Below are 23,278 nucleotides of genomic sequence, written 5' to 3' on the forward strand. Positions count from 1 at the left end.
CCACTACTCTTGGTAGTGGGCGTTTGTTTTTCTAAGAGTTTGGTGCTGTTATGGGATTTGATTTTCAATACATGCTTGAGTTGATGCCGATACTGTTGAAGTATCTTGGTACAACCATGGAAATGGCGGTATGGGGACTGCTGTTCTCATTGATTCTATCGGTTATTTTAGCCAACATTCGCGTGTTTAAGATCCCGGTATTGGATCAGCTCAGTCAGCTCTATATAAGCTTTTTCCGTGGTACTCCATTATTGGTTCAGCTGTTTCTGCTTTATTATGGCTTACCACAAATTTTTCCTTGGATGGTTGGACTCAACGCCTTCAGCGCCGCTGTAATAGGTCTGACCCTGCACTTTGCCGCTTATATGGCAGAGAGTATTCGCGCCGCCATTATCGGCATCGACCGTAGTCAGATGGAAGCAAGTCTTTCTGTAGGTATGACGACTAGCCAAGCCATGCGTCGTATCATTTTGCCGCAAGCAACTCGCGTAGCTCTACCATCATTGATGAACTACTTCATTGATATGATTAAGTCGACATCGTTAGCGTTCACACTTGGTGTGGCAGAGATTATGGCGAAAGCACAAATGGAAGCGTCATCCAGCTTCCGATTTTTTGAAGCATTTCTTGCCGTCGCGCTCATATACTGGGGTGTCGTGTTAGTACTTACTCGCGTTCAAATTGTGGCAGAGCAAAAACTGAATAAGGCTTATCAACGATGATTACACTAAAAAATATCCACAAGCGATTCGGTGACACCGAAGTGCTCAAAGGCATCGATATTGATATCAAACAAGGCGAAATTATCGTCATTATTGGTTCAAGTGGTACCGGTAAGTCTACCTTATTACGTTGCGTCAATTTCCTGGAGCAAGCCGATGAAGGTCATATCACTATTGACGATGTGTCGGTAAACTGCCAAAGCCATACTAAAGCAGAAGTATTAGCACTAAGACGCAAGACCGGCTTTGTGTTTCAGAACTACGCACTGTTTGCGCATATGACTGCGCGTCAAAATATTGCGGAAGGTTTGATCACGGTAAAAGGCTGGAAAAAAGAGCAAGCTCTTGAGAAAGCACAACAAATTCTCGATGACATCGGTTTAGGAGACAAAGGGGATCAATACCCTGCCTCCCTTTCCGGTGGTCAACAGCAGCGGGTCGGTATTGGCCGAGCGATGGCATTACAACCTGAGCTTCTGTTATTCGATGAACCAACTTCTGCACTCGATCCTGAGTGGGTGGGTGAAGTACTTAACCTTATGAAAAAGCTCGCAACGCAGCATCAAACCATGCTCGTTGTGACACACGAAATGCAATTTGCCAAAGAAGTCGCCGACAGAGTGATCTTCATGGCTGATGGCCATATAGTGGAACAAGGAACACCAGAGCAAATTTTTAACGATCCACAAGATATCCAACTGAAGAAATTTTTAAATCAAGTTGGGATCGAATAGGATCCTTGCGCTCTGGCTCACAAAAAGTATAATTCGCCAACCGGAATTGAAGTTGAACTGATTATTGACTCTTGACGAGTCAGTGATTACAATTCCGCCTCTTTGTTGAGAGGCGTCGGATTTCCTCTCTCTATATAGAGTAGGGAAATATGTCCCACGCCGGGTTCAACGAGAACCTAAAACTACTGATCAGTAAAGGTAATAACCATGTCTAAACGCACTTTTCAACCTTCAGTTCTAAAGCGCAAGCGTACTCACGGTTTCCGTGCTCGCATGGCGACTAAGAACGGTCGTAAAGTAATCAATGCACGTCGTGCTAAAGGCCGTGCACGCCTATCAAAATAATTTTCTATTTTGAATAAGCACGCCTTTATTCGGGAGTTACGTTTGTTAACTCCCGAGCATTATCAAAACGTATTTAAGCAAGCTCATCGAGCTGGCTCCCCTCATTTCACCATCATTGCTCGTAAAAACTCTCTCTCTCACCCTCGTCTTGGTCTTGCGGTTCCTAAAAAACAGATAAAAACAGCTGTGGCTAGAAATCACTTCAAGCGTCTGGTACGTGAAAGTTTTCGTAACAAACAACATGAACTTCCAAGCAAAGATTTTGTTGTAATTGCAAAGAAGAGTGCGCAAACTCTGAGCAATGAAGAAATGTTCAAACTTCTAGATAAATTATGGCATCGCCTGTCTCGCCCTTCGCGTGGTTAGCTATCGGACTCGTCTACCTATATAGGTGGATTATCAGTCCTCTTATCGGACCTCGTTGTCGGTTCACCCCAACCTGTTCTCTTTACGCTATAGAAGCCTTGAAAGCTCACGGTTTTGTAAAAGGATGTTGGTTATCAGGCAAACGTCTATTAAAATGCCATCCTTTGAATGAAGGGGGATTTGACCCCGTTCCACCAGTCCAAAAACAAGACAGAGATAAATAACGATGGATTCTCAACGTAATATTCTGTTAATCGGTTTGGCTTTAGTTTCTTTTTTGCTGTTCCAACAATGGCAATCATATAAGAATCCAGCGCCAGTTCCGACCCAACAGACGCAAAGCAGTACTCTACCTGCGCCATCTTTCGCTGATGAGCATGATCCTGCACCTGGTCAAAGCCAAACTGCTGCAGAAAAAATCATCACAGTGAAAACTGACGTATTAACGCTAGGTATTAATACCGTTGGCGGTGATGTAGTAACAGCAAAATTAAACGAGTACGCAACTGAGTTAGAATCTAGCGAACCGTTTGAACTTCTAAAAGACGATCAAGGTCACCAGTTTATCGCTCAAAGTGGTCTGGTAGGTCCTCAGGGTATTGACCTAAGCAGCACAAGCCGTCCAGCTTATACCGTGTCTGCTGACAGCTTTACCATTGCTGACGGTCAAGATGAACTGCGTGTTCCAATGACATTCGAAGCGAATGGCATCTCTTACACCAAAACCTTCATTCTAAAACGTGGCAACTACGCGATTGATGTTGAATACGATGTAGACAACAACTCTGGCCAAAATGCAACATTCGGCATGTACGCTCACCTTCGTCAAAACTTACAAGACAAAGGCGGCAGCATCACAATGCCAACATACAATGGCGGCGCATACTCAACTCAAGACGTTCGCTATAAAAAATACAGCTTCGAAGATATGCAAGATCGCAACCTGTCTCTTAACCTGACAGACGGTCAAGGTTGGGCAGCGATGATCCAACACTACTTCGCAGCAGCATGGATCCCTCGTGAAGCACCAGGTACTAACCTTTACACTCGTGTAATCGGTAACCTCGGTGATATTGGTGTTCGTATGCCTAACGCAACAATTGCAGATGGCCAATCAGCAACACTAAAAGCAACACTCTGGGCAGGTCCTAAACTACAAGACCAAATGGCAGCAACAGCGCCAAACCTTGATCTGGTAGTAGACTATGGTTGGTTATGGTTCATTGCGAAACCACTTCACACGCTACTATCGTTCATTCAAGGTATCGTTGTTAACTGGGGTCTAGCTATCATCTGTTTGACCTTCATTGTTCGTGGTGCCATGTACCCTCTAACAAAAGCGCAATACACCTCTATGGCGAAAATGCGTATGCTTCAGCCTAAGCTGCAAGCTATGCGTGAGCGTATCGGCGATGACCGTCAACGCATGAGCCAAGAAATGATGGAGCTGTACAAGAAAGAGAAAGTAAACCCTCTAGGTGGCTGTCTACCAATCTTGCTACAGATGCCAATCTTCATTGCACTTTACTGGGCACTAATGGAGTCGGTTGAACTACGTCATTCACCGTTCTTTGGTTGGATTCATGACCTTTCAGCTCAAGACCCATACTACATTCTGCCTCTACTAATGGGTGCAAGTATGTTCTTGATCCAGAAGATGAGCCCGACAACAGTAACAGATCCAATGCAGCAGAAGATCATGACCTTTATGCCGGTTATGTTTACCTTCTTCTTCCTATGGTTCCCATCAGGTCTGGTTCTATACTGGTTGGTATCGAACATCGTTACTCTGATTCAGCAAACCTTGATTTATCGAGCGCTGGAGAAGAAAGGATTACACTCTAAGTAGTCCTGCTGATTGGTTAACAATACGCGAATAGAATAAAAGGCGGCCTAAATGGTCGCCTTTTTCATTTACCATGATTACAATTTGGCTAAAGTACTGCGATTAGGCAACACAATGACAACAGACACTATTGTGGCACAAGCCACAGCCCCAGGCCGCGGTGGCGTGGGCATTATACGAGTATCAGGCCCTCTCGCTGCTGAGGTTGCCTTACAAGTGACAGGGAAAACGCCTAAACCGCGCTACGCCGACTATCTGTCATTTAAAGCACAAGATGGCAGCGAGCTTGATCAAGGGATCGCTCTATACTTCCCTAACCCACACTCGTTTACTGGTGAGGACGTTCTTGAACTACAAGGACACGGCGGTCCTGTTGTTATGGACATGCTGATTAAGCGTATCTTGCTAATTCCGGGCGTTCGTCCAGCAAGACCTGGCGAATTTAGTGAGCGCGCATTCCTCAACGATAAAATGGACTTAACACAAGCAGAAGCCATTGCCGATTTAATTGATGCCAGTTCAGAAGAGGCCGCGAAATCGGCACTGCAATCTCTTCAAGGACAATTCTCTAAACGCATTCAGGTGCTGGTGGAATCGCTAATCCATTTACGTATTTATGTCGAAGCGGCTATCGACTTCCCAGAAGAAGAAATAGACTTTCTAGCGGATGGCAAAGTCGCTGGTGACCTGCAACATATCATTGATAACTTAGAGTCCGTTCGTAAGGAAGCCAATCAAGGTGCCATTATGCGCGAAGGGATGAAAGTGGTTATTGCAGGTCGCCCTAATGCAGGTAAATCTAGCCTGCTCAATGCCCTATCTGGGAAAGAGTCTGCTATCGTTACCGATATCGCAGGCACGACTCGAGATGTACTGAGAGAGCATATCCATATAGACGGAATGCCACTGCATATCATTGATACCGCAGGTCTACGTGACGCTTCCGATGAGGTAGAACGTATTGGTATCGAGCGAGCTTGGGAAGAGATTGAGCAGGCCGATCGCGTTCTCTTCATGGTAGATGGCACCACAACAGATGCTACGGATCCAAAAGAAATCTGGCCCGACTTTATCGATCGCCTACCAAGTTCGATCGGCATTACCGTGATCCGCAATAAAGTTGACGAAACAGGCGAAACGCTAGGGATCTGCCATGTTAATGATCCAACCCTAATTCGACTTTCTGCACGCACTGGTGAGGGTGTGCCAGCTTTACGAGAACACCTAAAAGCCATCATGGGCTTCTCTGGTGCCAATGAAGGTGGCTTTATGGCAAGACGTCGACACCTTGATGCGTTAGAGCGAGCTGCCGAGCATCTCGATATTGGACAGCAGCAACTAGAAGGTTATATGGCGGGCGAAATTCTGGCTGAAGAACTTCGTATTGCCCAGCAACATCTGAATGAGATTACTGGAGAGTTTAGCTCCGACGATCTGCTTGGTCGTATCTTCTCTTCATTCTGTATTGGTAAATAAGGAACATTAATGATTCATATCATCACAGGTAGCACTCTTGGCGGTGCGGAATATGTCGGTGACCACTTGAGTGACCTACTAATAGAACAAGGGCTAGAAACTACAATCCACAATCAACCTGAGTTGAGTGATATCAAGGCCGAAGGGATTTGGCTTTTAATCACGTCAACGCATGGAGCTGGAGATTACCCAGATAATATCCAGCCTTTCATCGCTGCTCTACAAGATACACCACCTCGCATGTCGAACGTGAAATACGCTGTCGTTGGCATCGGTGACTCTAGTTATGATACGTTTTGTGCAGCCGGTAAACACGCTTACGAGTTACTTGAAGACATCGGCGCAACACCACTGACAGAGTGCCTGAAAATCGATGTTCTCAACGATCCTGTGCCTGAAGACGCAGCGGAAGTTTGGCTCAATGAACACATGAGCAAGTTTAGCTAGCGTCAAACACCTAATAATAAGCGGCTTTGGCCGCTTTTTTTATACCTGTGAGTAACTCATCAACTTCAACTCACTCATAGTGAGCAATTTTCAACCAATCTTTCTGTGGATAAAACATGATCTATTCGGTTAAAAACCTATATTTATCCAAAGAATAACTTTTACAGTCTGACTCCTCTGTGTATAACTACCCTTTTTGATCCCAGCTAATACAGCGCCAGATCAATGCTAGATCACAACAAGCGATCACGGAAAGATCCATGGAATTGTTGATCATTTTCGACTTATCCACAGAGATCGAGGATCCTAATAATAGATCTAATAAAAGATCATATATATAGATCTTATCTTTATATTACTTATTTCTTGGATCCAAAAAATGTGAAAACCGTTTTTCTCACTTCAAGAAAAGCGGTAGAATACTGCTCCTTTTGGTTTGTCTAAATTTCTCGATTGAATACTGAGGTCGGTTCATGCTTTATCACGAAACATTTGATGTCATCGTAGTTGGTGGCGGACATGCAGGAACGGAAGCCGCACTCGCATCTGCTCGTACAGGGCAAAAGACACTACTGCTAACTCACAATATTGATACGTTAGGTCAAATGTCATGTAACCCTGCCATTGGTGGTATTGGTAAAGGACATTTGGTTAAAGAAGTGGATGCTATGGGTGGTTTGATGGCAGAGGCCATTGATCATGCAGGTATTCAATTTCGTACGCTGAATGCGTCAAAGGGTCCAGCTGTTCGTGCCACTCGCGCTCAAGCAGATCGAGCGTTATACAAAGCTTATGTACGTAAGGCGCTAGAAAACACACCAAACTTAACCCTATTCCAACAGTCGGTGGATGACTTGATCGTGGAACAAGATCAAGTACGCGGTGTCGTAACTGAGATGGGATTGAAATTCCATTCGAGATCCGTTGTATTGACAGTCGGTACCTTCTTAGGTGGTAAGATCCATATTGGTATGGAGAGCTCCTCCGGCGGTCGTATGGGAGATCAGCCGTCCATTGCACTAGCTGCTCGTTTGCGAGAGTTACCATTTCGCGTAGATCGTTTAAAAACAGGTACACCACCACGTATTGATGCACGAAGCGTCGACTTTTCTGCACTGGAAGTGCAGCATGGTGATAACCCTACGCCTGTTTTTTCTTTCATGGGTAACCGCAACCAACATCCAACGCAGATTCCGTGCTTCATTACGCACACTAATGAGTCCACGCATGAGGTGATTCGCAATAACCTCGATCGAAGCCCAATGTATGCCGGCGTGATTGAAGGCATTGGACCGCGTTATTGCCCCTCTATTGAAGATAAGGTCATGCGTTTTGCGGACAAAAATAGCCATCAGATCTTTGTAGAACCTGAAGGTTTGACTACACATGAGCTGTATCCTAACGGTATTTCAACTAGTTTACCGTTTGATGTACAGGTACAAATTGTTCGTTCAATGAAGGGCTTTGAGAACGCACATATTGTTCGCCCTGGTTATGCTATCGAATACGATTTCTTTGACCCTCGTGATCTAAAACAGACTTACGAAACCAAGTTTATTTCTGGTTTGTTCTTTGCTGGCCAGATTAATGGCACCACCGGTTACGAAGAAGCGGCGGCACAAGGTCTAATGGCAGGTCTAAACGCTAGCCTCTACTCGCAAGGCAAAGAAGGCTGGAGCCCACGTCGTGATCAGGCTTATATGGGTGTACTGATTGACGATTTATCAACCATGGGTACCAAAGAGCCGTATCGCATGTTTACATCTCGCGCGGAATATCGTTTATTGCTGCGTGAAGACAATGCCGATATTCGTTTGACGGAGCATGCGCATAATCTCGGTTTAATTGACGAGAAACGTTGGTCTCGATTCAACGAAAAACTGAATAACATGGCGACTGAGCGTCAGCGACTAAGAGAAACATGGGTTAATCCAAAATCTGAAGGTATCGAAGCACTTAATGTGCTACTGAAGACACCTATTTCTCGCGAGGCAAGCGGTGAAGATCTACTACGTCGTCCTGAATTGAACTATTCACAATTGACGTCATTAGATGCGTTCGCACCCGCTATGGAAGATCAACAAGCCAGTGAGCAAGTTGAAATTCAGGTGAAATATGAAGGTTATATTCAGCGTCAACAAGATGAGATCGCTAAGTCTCTTCGCCATGAAAACACCAAGATCCCAGCCGATCTTGATTACAGCGATGTGAAAGGGCTGTCTAACGAGGTCGTTGCCAAGCTGACAGAAGCAAAACCTGAAACGGTTGGAATCGCTTCCCGTATTTCTGGCATTACACCCGCAGCGATTTCTATCCTTCTGGTTTACTTGAAAAAACAAGGAATGCTTAAAAAAGGTGAAGCCGCGTGAGCAACAACTTAACCGCAAAACTTGAACAATTATTATCAGAGACCTCATTAGAGGTCTCTGAACTTCAAAAGCAGCAACTTGTAGGCTATGTCCAATTACTTGATAAATGGAATAAGGCTTACAACTTGACTTCGGTGCGCCGACCTGAAGATATGTTAGTGAAACATATCCTTGATAGCATCATTGTTGGTGAGCACCTTGAAGGTGCACGTTTTATTGATGTTGGAACGGGACCGGGACTGCCTGGGGTTCCTTTGGCGATCATGCACCCAAACCGTTCGTTCACTTTGCTTGATAGCTTAGGTAAGCGTATTCGTTTTATCAAACAGGTGGTTCACGAGCTTAAACTGGCCAATGTTACTGCGGTTCAATCTCGAGTTGAAGAGTTTGATCCTGAAGGTGGCTTTGATGGTGTTTTGAGCCGAGCCTTTGCCTCTATGACCGATATGGTGAATTGGTGTGAACATTTACCAAAATCACAGAGTGGTCGCTTCTATGCATTAAAAGGTCAACTTCATGAACAGGAAGTCTCAGAGCTACCGGAGTGGTGTTCTGTGATCGATATCAAACCTTTGCAAGTTCCTGAGTTGGAAGGTGACCGTCATCTTGTAATCTTATCCAAGAAGGGATAATGGAGAAGTTGTCGTGGGAAAAATTGTCGCTATTGCGAACCAAAAAGGTGGCGTTGGTAAAACTACCACGTGTGTAAATTTAGCGGCATCAATGGCTGCCACTAAACGTAAGGTATTAGTGATAGATCTTGATCCGCAGGGAAATGCGACGATGGCCAGTGGCGTCGATAAGTATCAAGTTGAAACAACTGCTTACGATTTGCTGGTTGATGAGCTTCCTTTTGAACAGGTAGTTTGTCAGGACACTTCTGGTCAGTTTGACCTCATCGCTGCCAATGGAGACGTTACGGCTGCTGAAATAAAACTCATGGAAGTGTTTGCTAGAGAAGTGCGTTTAAAACATGCACTTGCGCCAATCCGCGATAACTATGATTTCATCTTTATCGATTGTCCTCCCTCTTTGAACCTACTTACAATAAACGCAATGGCTGCTGCTGACTCTGTGTTAGTGCCAATGCAATGTGAATACTTTGCTTTAGAGGGACTGACAGCATTGATGGATACCATCAGTAAGTTGGCAGCGGTAGTCAATGAAAACCTGAAGATTGAAGGGCTACTTCGTACCATGTACGACCCTCGAAATCGTCTTGCTAATGAAGTGTCTGAACAATTGAAAAAACACTTCGGAGACAAGGTTTATCGAACCGTTATCCCTAGGAATGTACGCCTCGCAGAAGCGCCAAGTCATGGTAAACCAGCGATGTACTACGACAAGTATTCCGCCGGTGCCAAAGCTTATCTTGCCCTTGCCGGTGAGATGCTACGACGCGAAGAAGTATTGGCTTAACGCTCTTAAGGAAAATAGATTCAATGTCTAAACGTGGTTTAGGCAAAGGGCTCGACGCGCTTTTATCGACGAGCTCTATTGCCAGAGAAAAACAACAAGTCGCAACGCAAAGCCAAAGCCTATCTACCGATGGTAACCTGGCTGAACTTTCAATCAATAGTCTGCGCCCTGGTATTTACCAGCCGCGCAAAGACATGGCTCCTGAAGCACTCGAAGAGCTCGCAGCATCCATTCAGTCGCAAGGTATTATTCAACCGATTGTGGTCAGAAGTGTTGGTCATGAGCAGTTTGAAATTATTGCTGGTGAAAGACGCTGGCGAGCAGCAAGACAAGCAGGCCTGAAAATGGTGCCTTGTCTGGTGAAGAACGTTCAGGATCGTGCTGCGGTTGCGATGGCGCTGATTGAAAACATTCAACGTGAAGACCTAAACGCCATTGAAGAAGCTCAGGCTTTGGAAAGGCTACAGGACGAATTTGAATTGACCCACCAGCAAGTGGCCGATGTGATTGGTAAATCACGTACTGCGGTTAGTAACTTGCTGCGTTTGAATCAATTAGAGTCATCTGTGAAGAAGCTAGTTGAAGCGAAACAGATAGATATGGGTCACGCTCGCGCACTATTAGCATTGGAAGGTGAAGTTCAATGTGAGGTTGCAGACACCGTTGCTAAGAAACAGCTGACGGTTCGTCAAACCGAAGATTTAGTGAAAAAGTGCTTAAAACCGAACTCTTCAGAGAAAAAACAGTCAGAAGACCGTGATGCTAAAGAAATTTCACATCGTTTAAGTGAAATTCTAGGTGCAAAAGTGTCTCTTGTACGAAATGCAAGCGGAAAAGCAAAAGTAACGATAAGTCTTGATGAACCTCACAAATTGGAGCAACTTATTGCCAAGCTTGAGAGCTAAATGAGATAATTGATGTAGGTCAATTATTTATAAATTGAAATTTTGTGCGAAAGTTATGGTTTTGTGAACGAAATAGCACCTTTTTGGTGCTGTTTGATTGCAATAACTTTGTCGGAAAGTATAATTTTCGCGAATCTCCCAGCACAGTAGTAATTTAGGTGCATTGTGGAAAAAACTATAGGTAAGAATACATGGTAGCTGTGCTAGCTAGACCAGGACGAGAGCTTGCAAAGCGATTGTTACTGATTCAAGCCAGCGCGGTTACATTGGTAGCTGTTGGAATGGCAGTAGCTGTAAATGCTGAGTGGGGAATTTCAGCGCTCATTGGTGGTGGCAGTTTTGTTATTGCTAATGCGGTTTTTGCATTGTGTGCATTTTTGTTTAGTGGGGCTCGAGCTGCGAAAAAGGTTGCCGCGTCTTTCTACGCAGGAGTGACTCTGAAAATCCTCATTACGGTTGCTCTGTTCTCGATAGCTTACATGTATATTCAGGTGGAAGTGATTCCCTTGAATCTCACTTTTTTACTGGCCGTCTTAATTAACCTTATGGCACCAGTAATATTCGTCAACAACAAAAAATAGGATGAGTTATGGCTGCGCCAGGTGAAGCGCTAACATCGGCCGGATATATCACTCACCACTTGACCAACTTGTCTCTGGCAAGCTATGGAATTGTGGAGGAGACGAGTTTCTGGAACGTACATATCGATAGCCTGTTTTTTTCTGTGTTTACTGGTCTGATATTCCTAGGAGTATTTCGTTCAGTAGCTAAGAAAGCAACAGCTGGTGTGCCGGGCAAGCTGCAGTGTTTTGTTGAAATGATCGTGGAATTCGTTGACGACAACGTCAAAGAAACGTTTCATGGACGCAACGCGCTAATCGCGCCTTTAGCACTAACTATCTTCTGTTGGGTATTTTTAATGAACGTCATGGACCTTGTTCCTATTGACTTCTTACCTTACCCTGCAGAGCAGATGGGCATCCCTTATCTCAAAGTGGTTCCTTCTGCTGATGTCAATATCACCATGGCTTTGGCGCTAGGTGTTTTTGCTCTGATGATTTACTACAGCATCAAAGTAAAAGGTCTAGTTGGCTTTACAAAAGAATTGACGCTACACCCATTTAACAATCCAATCATGATTCCTTTCAACATGCTGATCGAAGTCGTGTCTTTGCTTTCAAAGCCACTTTCTCTCGGTATGCGTCTGTTTGGTAACATGTTTGCGGGTGAGGTGGTCTTCATTCTTTGTGCTGCAATGCTACCATGGTATTTACAATGGATGGGCTCACTACCATGGGCGATATTCCATATTCTGGTTATTACGATTCAAGCCTTCGTGTTTATGATGCTAACAATTGTTTATCTATCAATGGCACACGAAGACAGCGATCACTAACTTTATTAACGCTTTTTATTTGGGCAAATTTAAGCCAACAACTATAAATTGGAGATAGTAATGGAAACTTTACTGAGCTTTTCTGCAATCGCCGTAGGTATCATTATCGGTATGGCAGCATTTGGTACGGCGATCGGTTTTGGTCTTCTAGGTGGTAAATTCCTTGAAGGCGCGGCTCGTCAACCTGAAATGGCTCCGATGCTTCAAGTTAAGATGTTCATCATCGCAGGTCTACTTGATGCGGTTCCTATGATCGGTGTTGTTATCGCACTGCTATTCACATTCGCGAACCCATTCGTTGGTCAGCTAGGTTAATCAGCTTTTTCTCAGACAAGTTTCGGACTTGTCACCTGATTAAACTTTAGCTCGTCAATGAACCATTAGAGGGGTAGCTGTTGTGAATATGAACGCAACTCTGCTAGGTCAAGCAATCTCATTCGCACTATTTGTGTGGTTCTGCATGAAGTATGTATGGCCACCAATCATGAATGCGATTGAAGAACGTCAGAAAAAAATTGCTGACGGTCTAGTAGCCGCTGAGCGCGCTGCTAAAGACTTGGATCTAGCACAAGCCAACGCTTCTGACCAAATGAAGGAAGCGAAGCGCACTGCAACAGAGGTCATTGAACAGGCAAACAAGCGTAAAGCACAAATTGTTGATGAAGCTCGTGAAGAAGCTTTGGCAGAACGCCAAAAGATTCTTGCTCAAGCTGAAGCAGAAATTGAAGCTGAACGTAACCGTGCCCGTGATGAGCTGCGCAAACAAGTTGCAACTCTGGCTGTAGCTGGTGCTGAGAAGATTCTTGAGCGTAGTATCGATAAGGATGCGCAAAAAGATATTCTCGACAATATTACTGCGAAACTTTAAGGCGAGGGGCGCATATGTCTGAATTGACTACAATCGCACGCCCCTATGCTAAAGCAGCATTTGACTTTGCGGTAGAAAAGCAAGCATTAGACCAATGGGTTGAAATGCTAACTTTTGCCGCTGAAATTACCAAGAATGAAGATATTGCAGACCTGTTATCTGGTTCTGTAACAGCGAAAAAAGTCGCTGATATCTTTATTGCCGTTGGTGGTGAACAGTTTGATGAATTCGGTCAAAACTTGATTAAAGTTATGGCTGAAAATGGTCGACTAGCAGCCTTGCCGTATGTGTTAGAAGAGTTTGTAGCTTTCAAAAAAGAGCTAGAAAAACAAATTGATGTTGAAGTGATTTCAGCGTCATCTCTAAACGACGAGCAACTTGCAGCGATCAGCGACAAACTTGAGAAGCGTCTAGAACGCAAAGTTAAGCTGAATTGCAGTGTAGATGAGACCCTACTAGGTGGGGTTATTATTCGAGCCGGAGATCTTGTAATTGATAACTCAGCACGTGGTCGTTTGAACCGCCTGAGTGAAGCAATGCAGTCTTGATGGGGATTGGAGCATGCAACTTAATTCCACAGAAATTAGCGACCTAATCAAGCAGCGTATCGAATCTTTCGATGTTGTGAGTGAAGCTCGTAATGAAGGTACTATCGTATCGGTAAGCGATGGTATCATTCGCATTCACGGCCTAGCGGACGTGATGCAAGGTGAAATGATTGAATTACCGGGTGGCCGTTATGCACTAGCACTTAACCTTGAGCGTGACTCGGTTGGTGCAGTAGTAATGGGCCCATATGCTGACCTTAAGGAAGGCATGAAAGTAACAGGTACTGGTCGTATTCTTGAAGTACCAGTTGGTCCGGAACTGCTTGGTCGTGTTGTAAACACGCTAGGTGAGCCAATTGATGGCAAAGGTCCAATTGAAGCTAAGCTTACGTCACCAGTAGAAGTGATTGCACCTGGTGTAATCGACCGTAAATCGGTTGATCAGCCAGTACAAACTGGTTATAAGTCAGTTGACTCAATGATCCCAATCGGTCGTGGTCAGCGTGAGCTTATCATCGGTGACCGTCAGATCGGTAAAACCGCGATGGCGATCGATGCAATCATCAACCAGAAAGACTCTGGTATCTTCTCTATCTACGTAGCGATTGGCCAAAAGGCATCTACAATCGCAAACGTTGTGCGTAAACTGGAAGAGCACGGTGCACTACAAAACACTATCGTTGTTGTAGCATCTGCATCTGAATCTGCTGCACTGCAATATCTTGCGCCATACTCTGGTTGTGCAATGGGTGAGTACTTCCGTGACCGCGGTGAAGACGCTCTGATTGTTTATGATGATCTATCTAAGCAAGCGGTAGCTTACCGTCAGATCTCTCTACTACTTAAACGTCCACCAGGCCGTGAGGCATTCCCAGGTGACGTATTCTACCTCCACTCACGTCTACTAGAGCGTGCAGCTCGTGTAAACGAAGAGTACGTAGAGCGTTTCACTAATGGTGAAGTGAAAGGCAAGACCGGTTCTTTGACTGCTCTTCCTATCATTGAAACTCAAGCGGGTGACGTATCTGCATTCGTACCTACGAACGTAATCTCGATTACCGATGGTCAGATCTTCCTACAAACTGAAGCCTTCAACGCGGGTGTACGCCCAGCGGTTGACCCAGGTATCTCAGTATCTCGTGTAGGTGGTTCAGCACAGACGAAGATCATTAAGAAGCTATCTGGCGGTATCCGTACTGCACTAGCGGCTTATCGTGAACTAGCGGCATTCGCACAGTTCTCATCTGACCTAGATGATGCAACTAAGCGTCAGCTAAGCCACGGTCAAAAAGTTACAGAGCTAATGAAGCAGAAGCAATACGCTCCTATGTCTGTATTTGACCAAGCGCTAGTTATCTTTGCTGTTGAGCGCGGCTACCTAGATGATGTTGAAATCAACAAGATTCTAGACTTCGAAGCAGCGCTTCTATCGTATGCTCACAGTCAATATGCTGATCTTGCTAAAGAGATCAACACTACGGGTGCTTACAACGACGATATCGAAGCTCAGCTTAAGAAACTGACTGACGATTTCAAAGCAACTCAGACTTGGTAATTGGTGGGTGACCTTCTGGTCACCACTTATGGAGAGTAACGATGGCCGGCGCAAAAGAGATACGTAATAAAATCGGTAGTGTGAAAAGCACTCAGAAAATTACGAAAGCGATGGAAATGGTAGCAGCTTCAAAAATGCGTCGTTCGCAAGACGCGCGTGAAGCTTCTCGTCCATACGCTGAAACTATGCGTAAAGTGATCGGTCATTTGGCTAACGCAAACCTAGAGTACCAACATCCGTACTTAGAAGAGCGTGAAGCCAAGCGTGTTGGTTATGTCATTATTTCTACCGACCGTGGTCTTTGTGGTGGCTTGAACATTAACTTGTTCAAAAAAGCTGTCCTAGAGATGCAGGATTGGAAAGATAAGGGTGCTGAAGTTGAGCTGGCTGTAATCGGCTCTAAAGCAACAGCATTCTTTAATAACAGCGGCGCAAAAGTAGCGGCACAGGTATCTGGTCTGGGTGATGAGCCTAGTCTGGAAGACCTAATCGGTACGGTTGGTGTGATGCTGAAGAAATATGACGAAGGCGAATTGGATCGCCTGTACGTAGTGTATAACCACTTTGTGAACACTATGATTCAGGAACCAACGATCGATCAATTGCTACCTCTGCCTAAATCTGACAGTGATGAGATGCAGCGCGAACATTCATGGGGCTACATTTATGAGCCTGAGCCAAAACCACTACTAGACGCACTATTGCTTCGTTATATCGAATCTCAAGTGTATCAAGGTGTGGTAGAGAACCTTGCTTGTGAGCAAGCGGCTCGAATGATTGCAATGAAAGCTGCAACGGACAATGCGACCAACTTGATTGATGATCTAGAGCTTGTGTACAACAAGGCGCGTCAAGCGGCTATCACACAAGAACTATCAGAAATCGTTGGCGGCGCAGCTGCGGTTTAAGCTTAGGTAAAACGAAATAGATTAGAGGATTAACGATGGCTACAGGTAAGATCGTACAGATCATCGGTGCGGTAGTCGACGTAGAGTTCCCACAGAGCGACGTACCAAGTGTATACGATGCTCTAAACGTAACGGACTCTAAAGAGCGTCTTGTTCTTGAAGTTCAACAACAGCTAGGCGGTGGCGTAGTTCGTTGTATCGTAATGGGTAGCTCTGATGGTTTACGTCGTGGCGTAACAGTAGAGAACACAGGCGCGCCAATCTCAGTACCAGTAGGTACTAAGACTCTTGGTCGTATCATGAACGTACTTGGTGATGCGATTGACGAGTGTGGTGAGATCGGTGCAGAAGAAAGCTATGCGATTCACCGTGAAGCGCCAAGCTACGAAGAGCAATCTAACGAAGTCGCTCTTCTAGAAACGGGTGTTAAAGTAATCGACTTGGTTTGTCCATTCGCTAAGGGTGGTAAAATCGGTCTATTCGGTGGTGCAGGTGTAGGTAAGACCGTTAACATGATGGAGCTTATCAACAACATCGCACTACAACACTCTGGCCTATCCGTATTTGCGGGTGTAGGTGAGCGTACTCGTGAAGGTAACGACTTCTACTTTGAGATGCAGGAAGCAGGCGTTGTAAACGTTGAAAACCCTGAAGAATCAAAAGTAGCAATGGTTTACGGTCAGATGAACGAGCCACCAGGTAACCGTCTACGTGTTGCTCTGACTGGTCTAACAATGGCAGAACGTTTCCGTGACGAAGGTCGTGACGTACTACTGTTCGTTGATAACATCTACCGTTACACACTGGCAGGTACAGAGGTATCGGCACTTCTAGGTCGTATGCCATCTGCGGTAGGTTACCAGCCAACTCTTGCAGAAGAGATGGGTGTACTACAGGAGCGTATCACGTCAACTAAGACTGGTTCTATCACGTCCGTACAGGCGGTATATGTACCTGCGGATGACTTGACTGACCCGTCTCCAGCAACAACGTTCGCGCACTTGGATGCAACGGTTGTACTTAACCGTAACATCGCTGCTATGGGTCTATACCCAGCGATTGACCCACTAGATTCAACATCTCGTATGCTTGATCCTCTAGTGGTTGGTCAAGAGCACTACGAGGTTGCTCGTGGTGTGCAGCAAACACTGCAACGTTATAAAGAGCTGAAAGACATCATCGCGATTCTAGGTATGGACGAGCTATCTGAAGAAGATAAGCAAGTTGTATCTCGTGCTCGTAAGATTGAACGTTTTCTAACTCAGCCTTACCACGTAGCGGAAGTATTTACTGGCGACCCAGGCATCTACGTACCTCTTAAAGAGACTCTACGTGGCTTCAAAGGTCTACTAGCTGGTGACTACGATGACATTCCAGAGCAAGCGTTCATGTACTGCGGTACTATCGACGATGCTATCGAGAATGCTAAGAAGCTATAAGGCTAAATAGGAGGCGATATGGCAGCAATAACCTTTCACCTAGACGTAGTAAGCGCTGAGAAAAAGCTTTTCTCTGGTCGCGTAGAAACGTTCCAGGTGTCCGGTAGCGAAGGTGAACTTGGTATTTTCCATGGTCACACACCGCTGCTGACCGCTATTCAGCCTGGTATGGTGCGTATCGTTAAACAGCACGGCCACGAAGAGTTCATTTATGTCTCTGGTGGTATTGTAGAAGTTCAGCCTGGTACAGCTACTGTACTGGCTGATACAGCTATCCGTGGTGAGGAACTAGACGCAGCAAAGGCAGAAGAAGCCAAGCGCAAAGCTGAGGAATCGATTTCTAATCAGCATGGCGACATGGACTTCGCGCAAGCGGCCAGTGAACTGGCTAAAGCCATTGCTCAGCTTCGAGTAATCGAACTGACAAAAAAACGTCGTTAATTCAGGTAAACTGACTAACCGCGATGAAAAAGGCGACCTAAGGGTCGCCTTTTTGCTTAATTTTTATCAGAAATTTACCCAATCTATTTAACACTATTGTTATTCATAGCTAGAATGACGTTAGCTTAGTTAACGTCAATGGTTTGATAATAATGAAATTCAGTGCAGTTGTTCTTGCAGCGGGGAAAGGAACCCGCATGTATTCCAATAAGCCAAAAGTGTTGCATACACTTGCTGGCAAGCCGATGGTAAAGCATGTCATCGATACTTGTGAAAGCTTAGGTTCTAAGAATATCCACCTTGTTTATGGTCATGGTGGTGAAATGATGCAATCAGCTTTGCAGCAAGAAAAGGTTAACTGGGTTCTACAAGCCGATCAGTTAGGCACAGGTCATGCTGTTGATCAGGCATCTTCCTATTTGGCGGAAGATGAAAAAGTCCTAGTTCTCTACGGTGATGTGCCTCTTATCTCTGAAGAGACCATTGAAAATCTATTAGATGCTCAACCTACAGGTGGTATCGCTTTACTCACTGTCGTTCTTGATAACCCAATAGGTTATGGTCGTATCGTGCGTAAGAATGGCCCTGTTGTTGCGATTGTTGAGCAAAAAGACGCCACGGAAGAGCAAAAGCTGATTAAAGAGATTAATACGGGTGTGATGGTCGCAACCGGTGGTGATCTTAAGCGTTGGTTGTCCGGCCTAAGCAATGATAATGCGCAAGGTGAGTACTACCTGACAGACGTGATTGCTGCCGCTCACAATGAAGGTCGTGCAGTAGAAGCCGTGCACCCAATAAACCCTATTGAAGTTGAAGGGGTGAACGACCGTGCTCAGCTGGCTCGTCTAGAGCGTGCATTCCAATCTATGCAAGCACAGAAGCTACTAGAGCAGGGGGTTATGCTCCGCGACCCTGCACGTTTTGACCTTCGTGGTCAGCTACAGTGTGGTATGGATGTAGAAATCGATACCAATGTCATCATCGAGGGAAGTGTAACTCTTGGTGATAACGTAGTTATTGGTGCAGGTTGTGTACTGAAAGACTGTGAAATCGACGATAACACCCTGGTGCGTCCCTACAGCGTAATCGAAGGTGCGACAGTTGGTGAGGAGTGTACTGTTGGACCATTTACACGTTTACGCCCTGGAGCGGATTTACGTAATGACTCTCACGTTGGCAATTTTGTTGAAGTGAAAAATGCGCGTCTAGGTGAAGGTTCGAAAGCTAATCACTTAACTTACCTAGGTGATGCCGACATTGGCCAGCGTACTAACGTTGGTGCCGGTGTTATTACTTGCAACTACGACGGTGCAAATAAGTTTAAGACGGTTATCGGCAATGACGTGTTTGTCGGCTCTGACAGTCAACTGATTGCTCCTATTACTATCGCTGATGGGGCGACGATTGGTGCGGGCACCACGTTAACCAAAGACGTAGCAGAAGGTGAGTTAGTGATTACTCGCGCAAAGGAGCGCAAAATCACAGGATGGCAGCGTCCAACCAAACAGAAGTAAACTCTTCCATTAGAAAGGGCCTCGTTGAGGCCCTTTTTTTGTCTCTTCATACTTATTGTTAGTGGCTTGGAATAGCAATACGCTTTTCTAGCCAGCGTACAGCTTGTGATACAAATAGGATTAACACTAAGTACTCGAGTACCAAAAACGTATAGATTTCTAAAGGTAAGTACTCATTTACAACAAGCTCATTGGCGCGTCTAGTTAGGTCACTTAGTCCGATAACGCTCACTAATGATGACATTTTGAGGATATAGACAAACTGGTTGCCTAGTGGTGGCAGTATCTGACGAAAGGCTTGCGGTAAGATAACCAGTCGCATCTTCTGCCAATAATTGAGGCCGAGTGACTCAGCAGCTTCATGCTGACCACGAGTCACTGCCTGAATACCGCCACGGAACACTTCTGCCATAAAGGCACTTTCCGCGATAGTAAGTGCTATCACTCCTGCCCAAAAATGGTTGAGAGAAATGTCTAATAACGTGGGCATGCCGTAGTACACCCAAAGTAACAAAACTAGAACCGGTATGGAGCGAATTACTTCGACATAGACTCGATTAATAGCGCGCAGCCAAGGCTTCTGTGACAAGGCTGGAAAGGCAACAAGCAGGCCTATGAGCATGGCAAACACCATACTTAGCAAGGACACATAGATAGTGTCCTTGAAGCCCGCTAGTAGGAAAGCGAGGTTAGTTTTTCCTTGTTCAGTAGAGGGATCAAGCACATACCAACCCCATTCATACTCAGAACAGCCACTTAATAGTGGTAGGCACAAAACAACAGCAAGTAATCGATAGCTCACAATCGTCCCTAATTATTCCTGAAAAATCCATCTGTTACTGCTATGTTATCAAGGATGTACCACTAATGTTTAATAATTTTAGGGACTATTCAATGAAGAAGTGGATTCTGGGTTTTATTATTACTTTTCTTTCTATCGGTCAGGTAGCGGCTGAAACCAGTCGTCTGCAGAAGATCTTAGATTCAGGTGTATTGCGTGTGGGTACAACGGGTGACTGGAACCCGATGACCATGAAAGATCCTGCGACCAATTCGTATCGTGGTTTCGATATTGATGTGACGACAGAACTTGCAAAAGATCTTGGTGTTAAAGTGGAGTATGTGGCAACGGATTGGAAAACGTTAGTAAACGGCATTACTGCCAACAAATACGATATGACGGGCAGTGCGTCGCTTAACATGTCGCGTGCTAAAGTGGCCGGATATAGCCAGCCCTATTTCTATCTGGCATTTGTCCCCGTGGTTCAAAAGAAAGACCTAGAGAAATTTTCTGATTGGGCGGATTTTAACAAACCTGATGTAAAGGTGGCTGCCACGCTCGGTACCGTGCAAGAGAAAATGGTGAAAGACTTTTTCCCAGATGCTGAGCACATTGTGATTGAAGCTCCTGCTCGAGATTTCCAAGAACTACTCGCGCGTCGTGCCGATGTGTCTGTGACGTCAAATGTGGAAGCGGCAACGTTAGTAACCAAGTTCAAGCAACTTGCCATTGTACCTGTTAAGGAACCTCGCAAGCCGACACCGATTTCGATGCTGTTACCACAAAGTGACCAAGTTTGGATTAACTATGTGAATCATTGGGTAGAGCTGAAAAAAACGCAGGGTTTCTTTGAAGAAACTGCGAAAAAGTGGGGGCTGAAAAGTCTTTAATATTTAGAAAAATGGGTGACTTAGTCACCCATTTTTGATTACTCGTCGCTCACAACTCGCGAGTTGTCCGGTATGGTCAGTTCTTCCGTTAGTGCTGGTGTTGCGATCAGATAACCTACCCACATTAATGCTAAACAGCCAAGAATCACGTAACCAACCGCTGATTGAGCGACAACGGCAAATGCAGCGACTAGCGCACTGGCTAAACTACTAATACCAATCTGTAAGCTATTTTGTAGACCTGCCGCAGTTGCTGAACAATGTGGTGCGCTTGATAGAGCTCGGTTTACAACAATTGGATACAGTGCTCCATTAGCCACTGCAAGTAAGCAGAATGGCGCTAGAATTGGCCATACGCTGGTTAGTTCCCACTGACACGCAGCAAATACCAACAGTATAGCGACTGTCTCCAGCCCTAGTAGCTGTTTCAATACCGCGTCATCACCTAACTTAGCCACTAACTTCTTGCCCATAAAGCCACCGAGCATAAATGCGATGGTTTGTGGAATAAAGCTCAAACCAATGTCTTTTGCCGAATAGCCCAGCTGGCTCATAATCTCCGGCATACCGGTTAGATAGGCGAAGAACGCTGCAGAAGCGACTGAGAACAACATCACGTTGCCCACGTATTCACGTGATCCCAATAGACTCTTAAGATCAGCACCAACAGATGATTGTTTACGCTCTGCTTTTTTATGATCTTTCATCGATAAGGTGATCATGGCTAGTAGAGCGCCAGTGATTGCCAGTACAACAAAGATGCTATGCCATCCCCATAATTCAGTTAATAACACGCCAAGCTGAGGTGCTAGTGCCGGAGACAGGGCGACGAGAGGCATAATAGTGGCAAATATCTGTTGGCTGGCTCTTTTATCGAACTTGTCGATCACCATAGATTGCCAAATTACAGCCGGCGCACAGACTCCAATAGCTTGCAGCATACGCAGAGCTAGCAGTTGCCATACTTCTTGGCTCCACGCTAAGCCTACCGAGGCAATCGTAAAGACAACGAGTCCTGCAAATAGGGTTTTACGGTGCCCGAAACGGTCACTGGCTAGTCCCCATAGGAATTGACCCAGCCCCATGCCGACTAAAAAGACCGTCAATGACAGAGCAATCTGTTCTGGTCCTGTCGCAAAATCTTGCTCAATGAGTTTAAACGCAGGCAAATACATATCGGTAGCTATGAAGCCCAACATGGATAAGGTCGCAAGATAGATGAGTTGTAGTTTGGTTATTTTCATTGTTATTCCTTGAAATATTTTCACAGGAATGAATTGGCGCCAGCCCATACTGCTGATGGTGTTTATTCTATTTTTGGATCTTTGAAAAATAAAACGCTATATTTTGTAGTTATCTATCAAAAATTTTGAAAGCTAATATGTATTCTCGTTCATCATTAGAAATGTTAGATGTGGTCGCTCGATTAGGAAGCTTTAGCGCTGCCGCTGAGGTATTGCATAAAGTGCCCTCAGCGATTAGCTACAGTGTGCGACAAATTGAGCAAGAACTCGGAGTAAAACTGTTTACTCGGCTACCAAGAAAGGTTGAGTTAACCTCGGCCGGCGAAGTCTTCATAGTGGAAGCTCGGCAAATGCTGCGCAAAATGGATGAACTTACTCACCAGACAAGACGTACAGCTCTCGGATGGCAAAGTAGCTTGAAGCTGACCTTAGATAATGTGGTTAGAGTAGATAAGCTGTCTGACCTGATAGAAGATTTTTATCAAGAGTTTGAGTTCGCAGAGCTGCAGATCAATATGGAGGTCTATAATGGCTCTTGGGAGGCTATTTCCCAGCAACGAGCGGATATTGTGATTGGCGCGACCAGTGCGATTCCTGTCAGTGGTGAATACGGCGTTAAGAAGATAGGCAGCCTAGATTGGGCTCTGGTAATGTCGCCCTCGCATCCATGTGCTCATCAGGCGCAACTGGATGAAGATTTCGTCAGTCAATTTACCGCTATTTGCATTGATGACACGTCGCGAGTGTTACCTAAGCGTCACAATGAGCACTACCCGCAACAGCGACGGTTATTGTTGCCCAATTGGTTTACCGCCATCGAGTGTTTGAAAAAGAACGTAGGCATTGGTTATATGCCAAGGCACATTGCCCAGCCACTCATCGACTATGGCATGCTGGTGGAGCGGACTCTCGAAGACGCCCAAGCGCCAAGTGAATGCTGCTTGGTGTGGAGAAAGCACGATAATCATAATCTATTGGATTGGATGGTGGAGTACTTAGGGGATGAAGCTCAGCTGTATCGAGATTGGTTGAAATAAAAATGGGAAGCAGCCGCTTCCCATTTTC

General features: G+C 45.2%; 26 protein-coding genes. 24 read left to right on the forward strand and 2 right to left on the reverse strand.

Going from position 1 to position 23,278, the window contains the following annotated elements; genetic code table 11:
* The first annotated feature begins 50 nt into the window (after positions 1–50).
* The 22 genes from AWH66_RS24980 to glmU all read left to right on the forward strand — a co-directional run bounded on the left by AWH66_RS24980 (position 51) and on the right by glmU (position 19,298).
* Positions 51–722: an amino acid ABC transporter permease gene (locus AWH66_RS24980; protein ID WP_038224176.1), complete on the forward strand. Its 672-nt coding sequence runs from the start codon at positions 51–53 to the stop codon at positions 720–722.
* A complete protein-coding gene (locus tag AWH66_RS24985; protein WP_063604554.1) occupies positions 719–1,456 on the forward strand; it encodes an amino acid ABC transporter ATP-binding protein in 738 nt (245 codons plus the stop codon). Before AWH66_RS24980 ends, AWH66_RS24985 begins: the two co-directional genes overlap by 4 nt.
* A 207-nt stretch (positions 1,457–1,663) precedes the next feature.
* Positions 1,664–1,801, forward strand: coding sequence for a 50S ribosomal protein L34 (rpmH, locus tag AWH66_RS24990; RefSeq protein ID WP_004400210.1), 138 nt, complete (start codon positions 1,664–1,666; stop codon positions 1,799–1,801).
* A gap of 9 nt (positions 1,802–1,810) precedes the next feature.
* On the forward strand, positions 1,811–2,167 hold the full coding sequence (gene rnpA, locus AWH66_RS24995) for a ribonuclease P protein component (RefSeq protein ID WP_081836356.1): 357 nt from the start codon (positions 1,811–1,813) through the stop codon (positions 2,165–2,167).
* The gene (gene yidD / locus AWH66_RS25610; RefSeq protein ID WP_081836355.1) at positions 2,134–2,391 is read left to right on the forward strand and encodes a membrane protein insertion efficiency factor YidD; all 258 of its coding nucleotides are present in this window, start codon (positions 2,134–2,136) and stop codon (positions 2,389–2,391) included. The genes rnpA and yidD overlap by 34 nt, the downstream gene beginning before the upstream one ends.
* Positions 2,392–2,393: 2 nt before the next feature.
* Complete coding sequence (gene yidC, locus AWH66_RS25000) at positions 2,394–4,016, forward strand: membrane protein insertase YidC (protein WP_063604555.1); 1,623 nt, start codon at positions 2,394–2,396, stop codon at positions 4,014–4,016.
* 111 nt (positions 4,017–4,127) lie between these two features.
* A complete protein-coding gene (gene mnmE / locus AWH66_RS25005; protein ID WP_063604594.1) occupies positions 4,128–5,489 on the forward strand; it encodes a tRNA uridine-5-carboxymethylaminomethyl(34) synthesis GTPase MnmE in 1,362 nt (453 codons plus the stop codon).
* A gap of 9 nt (positions 5,490–5,498) precedes the next feature.
* Positions 5,499–5,936, forward strand: coding sequence for an FMN-binding protein MioC (mioC, locus tag AWH66_RS25010; RefSeq protein ID WP_063604556.1), 438 nt, complete (start codon positions 5,499–5,501; stop codon positions 5,934–5,936).
* A gap of 473 nt (positions 5,937–6,409) precedes the next feature.
* Positions 6,410–8,305, forward strand: a complete 1,896-nt coding sequence (gene mnmG, locus AWH66_RS25015; protein WP_063604557.1) for a tRNA uridine-5-carboxymethylaminomethyl(34) synthesis enzyme MnmG — start codon at positions 6,410–6,412, stop codon at positions 8,303–8,305.
* Positions 8,302–8,937 (forward strand): 16S rRNA (guanine(527)-N(7))-methyltransferase RsmG, encoded by a 636-nt coding sequence (rsmG, locus tag AWH66_RS25020; RefSeq protein WP_063604558.1) that lies wholly within the window; start codon positions 8,302–8,304, stop codon positions 8,935–8,937. The genes mnmG and rsmG overlap by 4 nt, the downstream gene beginning before the upstream one ends.
* A gap of 13 nt (positions 8,938–8,950) precedes the next feature.
* Entirely contained in the window at positions 8,951–9,724 is a 774-nt protein-coding gene (locus tag AWH66_RS25025) for a ParA family protein (protein ID WP_038224165.1), read from the forward strand.
* A gap of 23 nt (positions 9,725–9,747) precedes the next feature.
* A complete protein-coding gene (locus tag AWH66_RS25030) occupies positions 9,748–10,629 on the forward strand; it encodes a ParB/RepB/Spo0J family partition protein (RefSeq protein WP_063604559.1) in 882 nt (293 codons plus the stop codon).
* Between the two features lie 191 nt (positions 10,630–10,820).
* The gene (locus tag AWH66_RS25035; protein WP_006073069.1) at positions 10,821–11,210 is read left to right on the forward strand and encodes a F0F1 ATP synthase subunit I; all 390 of its coding nucleotides are present in this window, start codon (positions 10,821–10,823) and stop codon (positions 11,208–11,210) included.
* Between the two features lie 8 nt (positions 11,211–11,218).
* The gene (gene atpB / locus AWH66_RS25040) at positions 11,219–12,025 is read left to right on the forward strand and encodes a F0F1 ATP synthase subunit A (RefSeq protein WP_063604560.1); all 807 of its coding nucleotides are present in this window, start codon (positions 11,219–11,221) and stop codon (positions 12,023–12,025) included.
* A gap of 60 nt (positions 12,026–12,085) precedes the next feature.
* Positions 12,086–12,340, forward strand: coding sequence for a F0F1 ATP synthase subunit C (atpE, locus tag AWH66_RS25045; RefSeq protein ID WP_006073065.1), 255 nt, complete (start codon positions 12,086–12,088; stop codon positions 12,338–12,340).
* An 82-nt stretch (positions 12,341–12,422) separates the two neighbouring features.
* Positions 12,423–12,893 (forward strand): F0F1 ATP synthase subunit B, encoded by a 471-nt coding sequence (gene atpF, locus AWH66_RS25050; protein WP_006073063.1) that lies wholly within the window; start codon positions 12,423–12,425, stop codon positions 12,891–12,893.
* A gap of 14 nt (positions 12,894–12,907) precedes the next feature.
* Positions 12,908–13,441 (forward strand): F0F1 ATP synthase subunit delta, encoded by a 534-nt coding sequence (gene atpH, locus AWH66_RS25055; protein WP_063604561.1) that lies wholly within the window; start codon positions 12,908–12,910, stop codon positions 13,439–13,441.
* A 13-nt stretch (positions 13,442–13,454) separates the two neighbouring features.
* Entirely contained in the window at positions 13,455–14,996 is a 1,542-nt protein-coding gene (gene atpA / locus AWH66_RS25060) for a F0F1 ATP synthase subunit alpha (RefSeq protein ID WP_063604562.1), read from the forward strand.
* A 41-nt stretch (positions 14,997–15,037) separates the two neighbouring features.
* Entirely contained in the window at positions 15,038–15,904 is an 867-nt protein-coding gene (atpG, locus tag AWH66_RS25065; protein ID WP_063604563.1) for a F0F1 ATP synthase subunit gamma, read from the forward strand.
* Positions 15,905–15,939: 35 nt separating this feature from the next.
* On the forward strand, positions 15,940–17,343 hold the full coding sequence (gene atpD / locus AWH66_RS25070; RefSeq protein WP_063604564.1) for a F0F1 ATP synthase subunit beta: 1,404 nt from the start codon (positions 15,940–15,942) through the stop codon (positions 17,341–17,343).
* Positions 17,344–17,361: 18 nt separating this feature from the next.
* Entirely contained in the window at positions 17,362–17,784 is a 423-nt protein-coding gene (locus AWH66_RS25075) for a F0F1 ATP synthase subunit epsilon (RefSeq protein WP_042478114.1), read from the forward strand.
* 152 nt (positions 17,785–17,936) lie between these two features.
* Positions 17,937–19,298 (forward strand): bifunctional UDP-N-acetylglucosamine diphosphorylase/glucosamine-1-phosphate N-acetyltransferase GlmU, encoded by a 1,362-nt coding sequence (glmU, locus tag AWH66_RS25080; protein ID WP_063604565.1) that lies wholly within the window; start codon positions 17,937–17,939, stop codon positions 19,296–19,298.
* 58 nt (positions 19,299–19,356) lie between these two features.
* On the opposite strand, the gene AWH66_RS25085 is transcribed toward glmU, so the two are convergent.
* Complete coding sequence (locus AWH66_RS25085; RefSeq protein WP_063604566.1) at positions 19,357–20,100, reverse strand: amino acid ABC transporter permease; 744 nt, start codon at positions 20,098–20,100, stop codon at positions 19,357–19,359.
* A 92-nt stretch (positions 20,101–20,192) separates the two neighbouring features.
* Here AWH66_RS25085 and AWH66_RS25090 point away from each other — a divergent pair, with 92 nt between their 5' ends.
* Positions 20,193–20,969, forward strand: coding sequence for a transporter substrate-binding domain-containing protein (locus AWH66_RS25090; protein WP_063604567.1), 777 nt, complete (start codon positions 20,193–20,195; stop codon positions 20,967–20,969).
* A gap of 38 nt (positions 20,970–21,007) precedes the next feature.
* Here the strand turns inward: AWH66_RS25090 and punC are convergent, their stop codons facing one another.
* A complete protein-coding gene (punC, locus tag AWH66_RS25095; RefSeq protein WP_063604568.1) occupies positions 21,008–22,213 on the reverse strand; it encodes a purine nucleoside transporter PunC in 1,206 nt (401 codons plus the stop codon).
* Positions 22,214–22,350: 137 nt separating this feature from the next.
* Here punC and punR point away from each other — a divergent pair, with 137 nt between their 5' ends.
* Positions 22,351–23,250, forward strand: a complete 900-nt coding sequence (punR, locus tag AWH66_RS25100; RefSeq protein ID WP_063604569.1) for a DNA-binding transcriptional activator PunR — start codon at positions 22,351–22,353, stop codon at positions 23,248–23,250.
* The last annotated feature ends 28 nt before the right edge of the window (positions 23,251–23,278 follow it).

The sequence above is a fragment of the Vibrio barjaei genome (assembly GCF_001639065.2).
GTDB lineage: Bacteria > Pseudomonadota > Gammaproteobacteria > Enterobacterales > Vibrionaceae > Vibrio > Vibrio barjaei.

What these genes read in the sequence shown, in the direction of transcription:
- mnmG (WP_063604557.1), top strand. Translation starts at nt 6,410, where the DNA reads ATGCTTTATCACGAAACATTTGATGTCATCGTAGTTGGTGGCGGACAT.
- yidC (WP_063604555.1), top strand. Translation starts at nt 2,394, where the DNA reads ATGGATTCTCAACGTAATATTCTGTTAATCGGTTTGGCTTTAGTTTCT.
- AWH66_RS25090 (WP_063604567.1), top strand. Translation starts at nt 20,193, where the DNA reads ATGAAGAAGTGGATTCTGGGTTTTATTATTACTTTTCTTTCTATCGGT.
- AWH66_RS24985 (WP_063604554.1), top strand. Translation starts at nt 719, where the DNA reads ATGATTACACTAAAAAATATCCACAAGCGATTCGGTGACACCGAAGTG.
- AWH66_RS24980 (WP_038224176.1), top strand. Translation starts at nt 51, where the DNA reads ATGGGATTTGATTTTCAATACATGCTTGAGTTGATGCCGATACTGTTG.
- atpH (WP_063604561.1), top strand. Translation starts at nt 12,908, where the DNA reads ATGTCTGAATTGACTACAATCGCACGCCCCTATGCTAAAGCAGCATTT.
- punC (WP_063604568.1), bottom strand. Translation starts at nt 22,213, where the DNA reads ATGAAAATAACCAAACTACAACTCATCTATCTTGCGACCTTATCCATG.
- atpB (WP_063604560.1), top strand. Translation starts at nt 11,219, where the DNA reads ATGGCTGCGCCAGGTGAAGCGCTAACATCGGCCGGATATATCACTCAC.
- atpD (WP_063604564.1), top strand. Translation starts at nt 15,940, where the DNA reads ATGGCTACAGGTAAGATCGTACAGATCATCGGTGCGGTAGTCGACGTA.
- mnmE (WP_063604594.1), top strand. Translation starts at nt 4,128, where the DNA reads ATGACAACAGACACTATTGTGGCACAAGCCACAGCCCCAGGCCGCGGT.
- atpE (WP_006073065.1), top strand. Translation starts at nt 12,086, where the DNA reads ATGGAAACTTTACTGAGCTTTTCTGCAATCGCCGTAGGTATCATTATC.
- atpG (WP_063604563.1), top strand. Translation starts at nt 15,038, where the DNA reads ATGGCCGGCGCAAAAGAGATACGTAATAAAATCGGTAGTGTGAAAAGC.
- yidD (WP_081836355.1), top strand. Translation starts at nt 2,134, where the DNA reads ATGGCATCGCCTGTCTCGCCCTTCGCGTGGTTAGCTATCGGACTCGTC.
- punR (WP_063604569.1), top strand. Translation starts at nt 22,351, where the DNA reads ATGTATTCTCGTTCATCATTAGAAATGTTAGATGTGGTCGCTCGATTA.
- AWH66_RS25035 (WP_006073069.1), top strand. Translation starts at nt 10,821, where the DNA reads ATGGTAGCTGTGCTAGCTAGACCAGGACGAGAGCTTGCAAAGCGATTG.
- glmU (WP_063604565.1), top strand. Translation starts at nt 17,937, where the DNA reads ATGAAATTCAGTGCAGTTGTTCTTGCAGCGGGGAAAGGAACCCGCATG.
- atpA (WP_063604562.1), top strand. Translation starts at nt 13,455, where the DNA reads ATGCAACTTAATTCCACAGAAATTAGCGACCTAATCAAGCAGCGTATC.
- AWH66_RS25075 (WP_042478114.1), top strand. Translation starts at nt 17,362, where the DNA reads ATGGCAGCAATAACCTTTCACCTAGACGTAGTAAGCGCTGAGAAAAAG.
- rpmH (WP_004400210.1), top strand. Translation starts at nt 1,664, where the DNA reads ATGTCTAAACGCACTTTTCAACCTTCAGTTCTAAAGCGCAAGCGTACT.
- mioC (WP_063604556.1), top strand. Translation starts at nt 5,499, where the DNA reads ATGATTCATATCATCACAGGTAGCACTCTTGGCGGTGCGGAATATGTC.
- AWH66_RS25030 (WP_063604559.1), top strand. Translation starts at nt 9,748, where the DNA reads ATGTCTAAACGTGGTTTAGGCAAAGGGCTCGACGCGCTTTTATCGACG.